Origin of the sequence: Jannaschia aquimarina (assembly GCF_000877395.1) — a bacterium.
In the GTDB taxonomy this organism is placed as follows: Bacteria; Pseudomonadota; Alphaproteobacteria; order Rhodobacterales; family Rhodobacteraceae; genus Jannaschia; species Jannaschia aquimarina.
This window is the reverse complement of record NZ_JYFE01000066.1, coordinates 1-9,286: the sequence shown is the minus strand read 5'-3', so window position 1 is coordinate 9,286 and position 9,286 is coordinate 1. Positions and strand designations below refer to the sequence as shown.

The window sequence follows — 9,286 nt, the reverse complement described above, 5'->3', positions numbered from 1 at the left end:
AGCTTATCGCTCGGGTGAGAAGACTGTTATCGAAATCCGATGCGTGCACGAGCTTTGGTGGTGGCTCTCCCCTGCCATCGCCACCACCCTAGGCGTCATCGGACTGTTCGTGGTTACACCAATCATGTTGCTCTCGATGGGCTTGGTAGGCTTCCTCATTCCCCTCGCCAGCATCATCGGTCCTATATGGGTGGTACTCACGCGCCGGTTCTGGCTGCCCATTGAGATATCCGAGGGCACCATCAAAGTTGGCGGGAAATACTATGCCCGTGAACACTCCTCGGGCTTCCGCATCGGCTACAAGGTCGAAGGCCAGGACGCTGGCTTGAAGAACCATTTCATGGACAAGTCGTTCGGTATGACCGGCCTCCGGCTGTCATACGGTGAATGGGGTGAAGACCTGCCGTACCTCATCAACTCTTACCACTCGGCCGAGATGGTCATCTGGATGAACGGCATAGTGGCCGGTGTCGGCAAGACCGAGGCAGAACCGGGTGAAGCAGGCCCTCCGGTCCTGTTCTAGCCGACCAGCTCCGAGGCGGGGGCCAAGCCCGTAGACCTCAAATATCGAAGGGCTTGGCCCCCGCCTTGCCACGGTTGTGGACAAGCTGAACGGTCCCTCTTGCTTGAGACCTGCGAACACAGGACGATGGTCGGTAAGACTGGTCGACAACCAGTCACCAAAACCGCAACCGACCAGTCGAGGATACAGGCATGACACTATCAGCAAACCGCGCCGCCAAGGAGGCAGGCATAGCCAAGGCGACTCTTCTTGAAGCCCTAAAAACAGGGCGCATGAGTGCATCGAAGAACGACAAGGGGCATTGGCTCATCGACCCGGCCGAGCTGTTCCGCGTTTTCCCAAAACCGGGCACCGACACATCTGAAAAACCGCAACCGACCCCCCAAGAAAACAACTCGACCAGTGTGTTACAGGTCGAACTTGAGGCGGCTAAGCGAGAGCTGGCGACAGCCAACCTCGAACGCGAGCGCGAGCGCGAGCAACTGACCGGGCAAATTGAGGCCCTACGTCAGCTAGCGGACGAACAGCGGGCGGATTTTCGACAGACACTAGCCGCTTTGACCGACCAACGGGAAGGGCAGGGGACCAAGCCCCGCCGTGGGTATCTCGGCCGCCTGGGGCGCGCTTTGGTAGGCCAGGACGCATGACTGAGCCTGAGCTGCGGGCGCATCTGCTCGGGCTATTCGAGACGATCAACGACCGATGGGATGGAGTTGTCGGCGACCTTATCGCGCTCAATCTCGATGGCCGCACGACGAACGACCCATCTATGCGCGCCCTCAGCGATGCGGCCGACCGCCTTTCTGAGACGCGGGACGACCTCGGGCAACTGTTGGTCGATGCTGGATGGCGTAAGGAATGGCGGGAGCCGCTGCGTCTCATCTCGGTCGATGGGAAGCAAATCCCCAAGTGGCCTGCGACGGGCCAGGAGGACGACGACGGAGAAGGGATTTTTTAGCGCCGACGGCCCTTCGACCGCTCGCGCTTCTCAGCACGGATTTCGGCTGCGGTACGCTCGGCGCGACGGGGCTGCTCCTGCTTGCGTTCTTTCTCACGCTCCAAGGGCCGGGAATGCGCGCGTAGATGCTCGGCCGCTTGCTCTCGGGTCAGATGACCTTGGCCGAGCTGCTCCATCATCTCGGCATGTTCCACGCCCTTCGCGCGGTCAAGCTGGTATCCGTTGTCTTTGAGGAACTGATGAGACGCCTGGAAGGCTGTTCGCTTGTTCCCGTCCACGAACGCATGGTTGCGCGCAATGCTCTCTGCGTAGCTTGCGGCGAGCTGGAACGGGTCTTCTTCGCCATAGGCATGGGCGTTCTGAGGGCGGGCTAGAGCGGATTCGAGTAGGGCAGGGTCACGCAATCCCTGCGCGCCCCCACCGATTTCGATAACCGCATCATGAAGGATTTCGACATCCTCTCGGGTGAGCCATCGCGGCTCGCTCATCGCTTGGCAAGCTCCACGATGGTGTCGCGGTGATATTCGGCGCCTGCCAATAGCTCGCGGCGGCGCTCATCGCTGACTCCGATGGTGTCTTGCGGGTCGGTCAAGCGACGGTATTCGTCGGCCGACATGAGAACCAGGCGGTCCCGCTGATGGCTGGTGATGATGACGGGCTTCCGCATTGCAGCGTCGCTGAACGCGCCGACGTTGTTCTTAAAGTCTGTGGCTGTAACTCGGGTCATGATGAACCTCCTTTCATCCATGAGTATATAGGAAAAATAGCCATTTTGGCTATAGGAACATATTCCTTGCCCAGGGACAGCTCCCAGCAGGTCGCACGGTTCGAGCCTCCTCTTTTCGCATCCGCGCGGAGGCCCTGCCGTCTAGGCAAGGGGGTGGAGTTCAAGTGCCTTCCCTTCGGAGCCGCTGTCGCTGATGCCATCCCGGAGACGCCACATGGTTCTCTGTCAAGGGTGCGAAGCACAGGCGAAGCCTGCTTGCCCTTGATGGAGGTTCTGGGGTGGCTCAGGCATCTCTCAGCGACTGCTGGCCTCCAAGGGTTCAGGCACGTTCTGCCTTCCCTTTGGTGAGCTTAAGCGAACCAACCCGCGCGCAGCCCGCTAGGGCTGCATATCGCGGGTAGAGTATCCGCCGGTAGGCGGATGCCATTTATCCACAGCTCTGCTGTGTTGTTCTATGTGTTCTATATGGTGTTCCCCCTCTAATACTTAAACGAAATCAATATTTTGGAGTATTTAAGGGGGACAGATTGGGCGAAATCCCCTGTAAAGGGGGACAGATTGGGCGCAAAGGGGGACAGATTGGGCGTGTCTTCCTGGTATGAAAGGGGGGACAGATTGGGCGTAGCCTCTCCCCCTGAATGTGGACATGAACAAATCGCTTCCGTCCACATTCCGAATCTGCAACGCTCGATTCGATGAACACTGACCAAGCCGCACTCTCGCTGTTCGAGGAACACGAACTTTCGGGCATCCAGCCCACAGGGAACCCGTGGATTATGGATGCGCACGACCCGGCGACGGTGCCGGTTCCGTTGCAAGTGGTCATCACGAGTGTGGAAGGCCCCTACACCGAACGCGACCGGAAGCTGTGGACCTTCCTGCTGCACGTCGCCTTTGAGGAGCTGGGCCAGAAGGGCGGTCATTCGGTCGCCATCAAGGACATCAACACCGTGTTCCGGTCCCTAGGCGGGCAGCATGACACTGCCTGGATTTGGGAGAGCGCAAAGCGGCTCACCCGGACCATTGTCGAGTTTGAGGTGACGTTCGGTGATGAGCGGTTCGACACCGTAACGAGCATCTTCTCGGCTTCGGTGCCTCGGAAGGGGAAGCGCGGCTCCGACCTGCATTTCTGGTTCCCAGAACCGCTCATCCCCATCATCCGCGAACCGCTGCGCTTCGCTCGGCTGCGGGTCCATTTCCTCATCAAACTGTCCGGCAAGTATGCCGTCACGCTCTACGAAATTCTTGAGGGATTTGCGAACCGGCGAGACGGGGAGTGTCGCGTCACCATCGAGGAGCTGCGCCAATGGCTCAAGGTGCCGGAGGGGTCATACGATGATTGGCGCGATTTCCGAAAACGGGTTCTCCATCCGGCCATCAAGCAAATCAACGACGACCCGCTCGGAGCTGGCTTCACTGTAGGTTACGAACCTATTCGCAAGGGGCGAAAGATAGGGGAGATCGTCTTCCAACTCACCAAGTCCACCGACCGCATCCGGACGGAACAGACCATCCGCGCGGCCAAGGATAGCAAGGCCCGCGTAGCGGACTTGAAGGCCAAGGGGCGGCCGGTGCTGACCTCAGGGGCCATCGCCGCGGCTGACCGAGAAACCCGCCACACGCTCGATATGGCGGATGTAGAGCGGCAGTTCTGGGAACACTGGGAGGCGAAGGGCAAGCCAGAGTTCACCAAGGGCGTGGCACAAGCCTTCCTAGGCTTCACCAAGACAAAATACCGGCAGAGCCTCGGACGATAACTACTGCCGACGCCTAGATGCTCGATACTCGGCTTTGAGAGGTCGCCAGACCGACGGCCCTAGGTTTCTGCTGCTATCGGCGCGCCGACCGCTAATCCGGCCACCATCAGTCGTACGAATACCCCATAGACGGCCATAGTGGCCGTCCAGGGTCTTAGCCATGTACAGCTTGGCCCCTTCGGGATTGTGAGCAGGTCGCACGTCCAGGACCCCTCGGGGTAAGGATGCGATATGAAACTGTCGCTTCAACCGCTTACGTAGGGCGCCCTCGAACCGCTCCAGGTTTTCAGGACGGACATGCAGCATCCAATGCGTGTGCGGGTCGTCATCCATGTTTTCGTGGACGTAGGTGTAAGTGGGCGGACCATTCTTGGGAAGATGGGGTTGGCCTGCCCTGATGGTCGGACGCGAAGACCACGGCTGGAACCACTCTGACCGAAGGCGACGGAAATCCACTTCGATGGTGTCCGCAGTGCTCCCGAGCTGCCAAAAGCGGATTGTTACGAAGAGATTGAAGGCCCGGCTCAGGGATGCCGCAGTTCGTGGGGCATGGAGCATGGTCGTCCCGGCCTTCCTACTGATACTACCCATGTCTGCACTCGATATTGTGGGTGTTGGGTGCACAGATACGTAGATGTGCCCCGGTTTGGGATGAACGCTGTACCATGACGAAGACGGAAGGTGGAGTCTTGTTCGTTTTTTGTTCTTATAGGCGACATCTGCGTCGAGGAATAATTCGACACTGATGTCGCTAAAAACAGATATATGGTTTAAACAGATGCAACCTTCTCCTATGTCTGCCACCATGAGCACAAGCGAACGCAAAACACAGAAGGCGGCCGAAAAGTGGGGGGACGCGGCCGAGGCCGGTTTCCAGACTTTGCCGGATATCTTGCTCAAGAAGCAGGTCGAGCTGGGTCTCTCAGCAACGGACATGCTCGTGCTGATGAACATCACCATGCACTGGTGGTATCAGGAGCAACGACCGTTCCCCCGCACGAAGACCATCGCTGACCGGATGGGGTGCGATTCCCGTACGGTTCAGCGGAGTCTTCGCAAGATGACTGACCTAGGGTTGATTACCCGCATGTCAGAGACGGACGAGAGAGGCGACATTCGATATGTCGTGGACCTCGAAAACCTCGTTGCCAAGCTCTCCAAGTTTGCCCGCACCGATGAAGCGTTCCTCGCACGACAGCGGCGGAAGGAAGCTGCATGAAGGATTGGGGCGACTACTCCATCGAGTTCGAAAAGGCTGACACGAAGGTGCGCATCAGTGCTAAAGGTGTTTGTGCGGTTATGCTTCTACTCGTCATGATGGCATGGTCGGTCATTCGCATGTGGGCCTAGCTGATGCCATGCAAGCCTAGAGCGTCGCGCAAGCTTTCTTAGCTTCCTCAAAACGAAGTTCCGGAAGAGTCTCGGGCGACAACTCACAGGGGTTCGTCATGAGCATGCTCCGCAAAACAGTGGCCATGCGATGCTCACGGCACCATACTCTAAAGACGGTCATCCATAGTACGAAAGAAAAAGCTCATGTCGAAGTACAGTGACGATAGCTATATTTCTAAGTGCGCAGCGGAGCAGCACAACAGGGGTCAGGAAGACTACTCCTCTGGTAAATATGATCCACCACATGGCATAGTCACTAGTGTAATCAGCGAGCAAAATGTCGCTGAAACAATGTCTTATGACGAGGGGTGGAGTAACGCTCGCTCTCAAGACAAACCGTAGAAGCTTTGGGGGGTCTCGGCGCCCAATCGTTGAGACCCTACTTTCTCGTAGAGATACCTCTATCAACGCGGAGTACGCCGCCGACTCCGGGTCCGTCCCTTCGCTCGCTTGCGCTTCTCGGCTTGAACCTCGCTAGCCGACCGCCTCGCCCGCTTGGGTTGCTCCTGCCCTGCATCAACTGCCTGGCGCGTGGACCGGTTCTCGGGGCGGCGTCGATCGCCGGCCTGGTCCATGTCCTGGGTTGGCTCCGGCCGCTGTTCCCAGATACGTTTGCTCTCGGCTTTGGTCGCCTTATAGCGCGCCTGGTCCTCGACCTTGTGCATGTCGCGCAGCTTGTCGCGGTCGTACTGCCATGCCTTCGTCACCTCGCGGGCCGCATCCTCGGACTTGCGCCGCTGCTCGATGCCGATGGTGCGCTTCTCAGCCTCCTGGGACGCGATGAACCGCTTCCGGAGACTTCCACCCCCTACGATGGCCCGCAGAACGTCCAGGGGCTTCCTGTGAGGCTGTGAGAGGGCAAAGCCGATGCGCTTATGCATACCAGAGTCGAAGTCGCGCAACTCCCACCGCTGCCGCTTGAACATGTCCCGCCATATCGGGCGATAGAGGGCCTTCAGCTCAAGGCGGCGGGTCTCGATGCGCTCGCCCTTCTGCCGCCATAGGGCGTCATACTGGCCCTTACGGGTGTCCTTCAGCTCGGCTGTGGTGGCGCGATGCTCGTCCCATAGAGCGGCGGTCTGCGCCTTCTTCCAAGCCTGCCAATCGCGGCGGGTCGCAGACTGGTCCTTGCGCCATTGGCCGGCCTGGCGTGCCTTGTTGTTCTCGACGCGCTTGGCACAGTGGATGCGCCCGCGCCGGCGCTCGTAATCCTCGGCCCATCGGGACAGCTTGAGGTGGTCTTTGCTGTTGCTCGCCGCCCTGCCCGTCTCCGGGCAGATACGGTTGACCATCACATGCACATGCGGGTGTCCGGTGTCGTTGTGGGACACGACGACGGCCTGGCGGTCGGCCATGCCTAAGACGTCTAAGCTCTCGCGCACGGCTTCCATCTGCTCGGCTCGCGTTGGGGCCTCGTCCGGGTGCCAGGTGAGAGCGAAGGTATAGACCGGCTTCTGTAGGGGCCGACCGCCCTTGATGCCGGCAGCTAGCTTCAACCGCTCCGCATGGGTCGCCGTGTCGACCATGTGGGCAACGGCGCGTTGCGCGTCGTCGGTGGGCAGGTTCAAGGTCTCGGCAAAGGCTACGCGCTCGGCCGTGGCGGCCTTCTTGTCGTGCAGGTAGTAGCGGGCCGCGCCCTTGAAGCTACGGCCGGCGCTCGTGACCTTGGGGACCATCGTCCATCATCCTGTCGAGCAAGGCCGTGAGCTGGGTGCATGCCAGCTCCAAGCTGTGCGGCAGGCCATCGCGTCCCGCGTTTATAGCCTTGGCGATTTGGTTGAGGTTGGTGCCGATGCGGCGCAGCTCGTGGCGGGTTTCGAAGTCCGTTGCCGCGGTCGATGCGGCCGACAGACGACGCCCGAGGGCAGCGGCACGGGTGAAGGCATGGACGTTCATCCCGGCCGCGTTCGCCTTCTGCTGCAAGGCGGCTGCTTCGGATACCGAGACGCGCACGTTCACTCGCAACGTGCGCTTGTCCTCCGGTGCCATCCTGGGCCGAGCCATATCGTCCTTTCTGCCGATAGGTTCCATCGGCCAAGCTGGGTTTTAGGGGGCGGCGCAAGGCCCCCTAACGAGACGCTGAAACTCCGGGTTTCTGCGGTTTATGGGCACCATAAACATATCTCGCTACACTCTCTTACAAGTCTGCCATATCAAACTTAACAAAGCTTTAATTCTTCAAGCGCAATCCTTCGCGAGAGAACGCCGATACTCTATGCCTGCCGCCCTGCCATTCGACCGCCTGCCCAGGGGTCTCCCCCGCCCTCTCTCCGAAGCCGACCGCCCGTCGCGAGGCATGTGGATGAACCCGCCAGACATCGAAGCCGCGCCGCAATGGCAGTCCGGCTCCTCAAACATCGTTGTCGGGCGTGGTTCCGCAGGGCAGCTCATTGGCCTGCGCGACGACCGGCACTGTGTGACAGTGGCCGGCTCGCGAGCGGGTAAGGGCCTCTCCGTCATTCTACCCAACCTCGCCACCTATGCCGGCTCTGTCTGCGTCCTCGACCCCAAAGGCGAGAATGCAGCCCTCACGGCCGAACGGCGTGGACAGGGACGCGGTGTCCCTGCGGGAGGCATGGGCCAGGACGTGTTCGTCATCGACCCCTTCGGATGGTCCAATGTCGCGGATGACTACCGCTCCGGCTTCAATCCTATGGCCGGGCTACTGCCTAGCGATGCGATGTTCGTAGATGAGTGCTACGCTATCGCCGACGCCCTGGTCATGGCAGACGCCAAAACCGCTAACGACCACTGGAACAGCAATGCCCGCTTGGTTTTGCGAGGAGTCATCGCCTGGGCGGCGACCGGTCCAGAACCGGCACGAAATCTGGTCGAAGTCCGGCGGCTCCTGCACCTTCACCCGGACGATTTCGGGCTGCTCCTTGATGAAATGCGGGCTGCGCCCGACCGAGCGTCAGGGGTTCCGGCGGAGATGGCAGCCGCCCTCTTGGGCATGGGCGAAGATGAGCAAGGCTCGGTCCTGTCGACCGTGCGCCAGAACATCCTGTTCCTTTCCTCGCCGCCCATGGCCGCCTGCCTATCGGGGACCGGTCGGCAGCCCGACCTCATGGCGTGGAAACATGGCGAACAGTCCGTATTTCTATGCCTTCCGGCGGGCCTGATGGGGCAGCATGCCAGATTCTTCCGACTGTTCATCAACCGGCTCATGGCAGCCGTAGAAGCGGACGCGGACAAGCCTTCCATCCCTGCCCTGCTGCTCCTCGATGAGATGCACGTCCTTGGCCACATGGCCCAGCTGGAAACTGCCGCCGGCCTCATGGCCGGTTACGGCCTCAAGATCTGGTCCATCTGGCAAGACTTCACCCAGGCAAAGGCCATCTATGGCGACAGGTGGCAAACCTTCTTGGGCAACGCCTCGCTGTTCCAGTCCTTCGGGCTGAATGACATGATGACCTTGGAATATGTGTCGAACCGCCTAGGTCCGACCACGGTTCTCACCACCTCCACAAACGAAATCAGCCTCGGGCAAGCGGCCCAAGGGTTCGATGGCAAGGGCAAGGCCATGACCTCAGCCCCACTGCTCACGCCGGATGAGGTAGCCATCTACTTCTCACGCCAGTCACAAGCGCAATGCATCATCTATCCTGGCTTGCCGCCGATATGGATGCACCGCGCTTTGTGGCTCGATGACGATTTCAAGCCCTACAGGATGACGCCCGAGAATGACCGATAAGCAGCCCAGCACTTTCGACCGCCTCAAGAAGGCCGTCATAGCAGACCCAAATCAGTACACCGGCCACAGTTCTATCGAGACTCGGCCCGATGGAACCCGGTCGGATACTCCATCACCATCGGCTGCGACATACACTCCGACGGTTGAAGAACCTCGCAAGTCTCCGAAGGGGACCCGCGAAGCTTATCGCTCGGGTGAGAAGACTGTTATCGAAATCCGATGCGTGCACGAGCTT

The 9,286-nt window shown here is 59.9% G+C and carries 11 protein-coding genes; 7 read left to right on the top strand and 4 right to left on the bottom strand.

Features of this window, described 5'->3' with window-relative positions; all coding sequences use genetic code 11:
• From jaqu_RS21755 to jaqu_RS17630, 3 genes are all read left to right on the top strand, one after another.
• Positions 1-523 (top strand): hypothetical protein (locus jaqu_RS21755; RefSeq protein WP_161793899.1); only part of this gene is annotated, 523 nt, incomplete at its 5' end.
• Between the two features lie 191 nt (positions 524-714).
• Positions 715-1,170 (top strand): hypothetical protein, encoded by a 456-nt coding sequence (locus tag jaqu_RS17635; RefSeq protein WP_043920329.1) that lies wholly within the window; start codon positions 715-717, stop codon positions 1,168-1,170.
• Positions 1,167-1,481: a hypothetical protein gene (locus jaqu_RS17630; protein WP_043920328.1), complete on the top strand. Its 315-nt coding sequence runs from the start codon at positions 1,167-1,169 to the stop codon at positions 1,479-1,481. The genes jaqu_RS17635 and jaqu_RS17630 overlap by 4 nt, the downstream gene beginning before the upstream one ends.
• Here jaqu_RS17630 and jaqu_RS17625 read toward each other — a convergent pair.
• Positions 1,478-1,969, bottom strand: coding sequence for a type II toxin-antitoxin system death-on-curing family toxin (locus tag jaqu_RS17625; RefSeq protein WP_043920327.1), 492 nt, complete (start codon positions 1,967-1,969; stop codon positions 1,478-1,480). The genes jaqu_RS17630 and jaqu_RS17625 overlap by 4 nt on opposite strands.
• Positions 1,966-2,208, bottom strand: coding sequence for a type II toxin-antitoxin system Phd/YefM family antitoxin (locus tag jaqu_RS17620; protein ID WP_043920326.1), 243 nt, complete (start codon positions 2,206-2,208; stop codon positions 1,966-1,968). The genes jaqu_RS17625 and jaqu_RS17620 overlap by 4 nt, the downstream gene beginning before the upstream one ends.
• Before the next feature lie 695 nt (positions 2,209-2,903).
• On the opposite strand from jaqu_RS17620, the gene jaqu_RS17615 reads away from it, so the two are divergent.
• Entirely contained in the window at positions 2,904-3,965 is a 1,062-nt protein-coding gene (locus jaqu_RS17615) for a replication initiation protein (protein WP_043920325.1), read from the top strand.
• Between the two features lie 805 nt (positions 3,966-4,770).
• A complete protein-coding gene (locus tag jaqu_RS17610; RefSeq protein WP_161793898.1) occupies positions 4,771-5,184 on the top strand; it encodes a helix-turn-helix domain-containing protein in 414 nt (137 codons plus the stop codon).
• 577 nt (positions 5,185-5,761) lie between these two features.
• On the opposite strand, the gene jaqu_RS20840 is transcribed toward jaqu_RS17610, so the two are convergent.
• Positions 5,762-7,033: a relaxase/mobilization nuclease domain-containing protein gene (locus jaqu_RS20840; protein ID WP_052501058.1), complete on the bottom strand. Its 1,272-nt coding sequence runs from the start codon at positions 7,031-7,033 to the stop codon at positions 5,762-5,764.
• Positions 7,002-7,346, bottom strand: coding sequence for a plasmid mobilization protein (locus jaqu_RS17600; protein ID WP_052501057.1), 345 nt, complete (start codon positions 7,344-7,346; stop codon positions 7,002-7,004). Before jaqu_RS17600 ends, jaqu_RS20840 begins: the two co-directional genes overlap by 32 nt.
• A 313-nt stretch (positions 7,347-7,659) precedes the next feature.
• On the opposite strand from jaqu_RS17600, the gene jaqu_RS17595 reads away from it, so the two are divergent.
• Both jaqu_RS17595 and jaqu_RS22180 read left to right on the top strand, forming a co-directional pair.
• Positions 7,660-9,051, top strand: a complete 1,392-nt coding sequence (locus tag jaqu_RS17595) for a type IV secretory system conjugative DNA transfer family protein (protein ID WP_161793897.1) — start codon at positions 7,660-7,662, stop codon at positions 9,049-9,051.
• Positions 9,041-9,286: hypothetical protein (locus jaqu_RS22180; protein ID WP_236687894.1), on the top strand; the 246-nt coding region annotated here is incomplete at its 3' end. The genes jaqu_RS17595 and jaqu_RS22180, both read left to right, overlap by 11 nt.

Bases quoted from the DNA above. Each gene is read 5' to 3' on its own strand.
- jaqu_RS17635 (WP_043920329.1), top strand. From the start codon at position 715: ATGACACTATCAGCAAACCGCGCCGCCAAGGAGGCAGGCATAGCCAAG.
- jaqu_RS17630 (WP_043920328.1), top strand. From the start codon at position 1,167: ATGACTGAGCCTGAGCTGCGGGCGCATCTGCTCGGGCTATTCGAGACG.
- jaqu_RS17625 (WP_043920327.1), bottom strand. From the start codon at position 1,969: ATGAGCGAGCCGCGATGGCTCACCCGAGAGGATGTCGAAATCCTTCAT.
- jaqu_RS17620 (WP_043920326.1), bottom strand. From the start codon at position 2,208: ATGACCCGAGTTACAGCCACAGACTTTAAGAACAACGTCGGCGCGTTC.
- jaqu_RS17615 (WP_043920325.1), top strand. From the start codon at position 2,904: ATGAACACTGACCAAGCCGCACTCTCGCTGTTCGAGGAACACGAACTT.
- jaqu_RS17610 (WP_161793898.1), top strand. From the start codon at position 4,771: ATGAGCACAAGCGAACGCAAAACACAGAAGGCGGCCGAAAAGTGGGGG.
- jaqu_RS20840 (WP_052501058.1), bottom strand. From the start codon at position 7,033: ATGGTCCCCAAGGTCACGAGCGCCGGCCGTAGCTTCAAGGGCGCGGCC.
- jaqu_RS17600 (WP_052501057.1), bottom strand. From the start codon at position 7,346: ATGGCACCGGAGGACAAGCGCACGTTGCGAGTGAACGTGCGCGTCTCG.
- jaqu_RS17595 (WP_161793897.1), top strand. From the start codon at position 7,660: ATGAACCCGCCAGACATCGAAGCCGCGCCGCAATGGCAGTCCGGCTCC.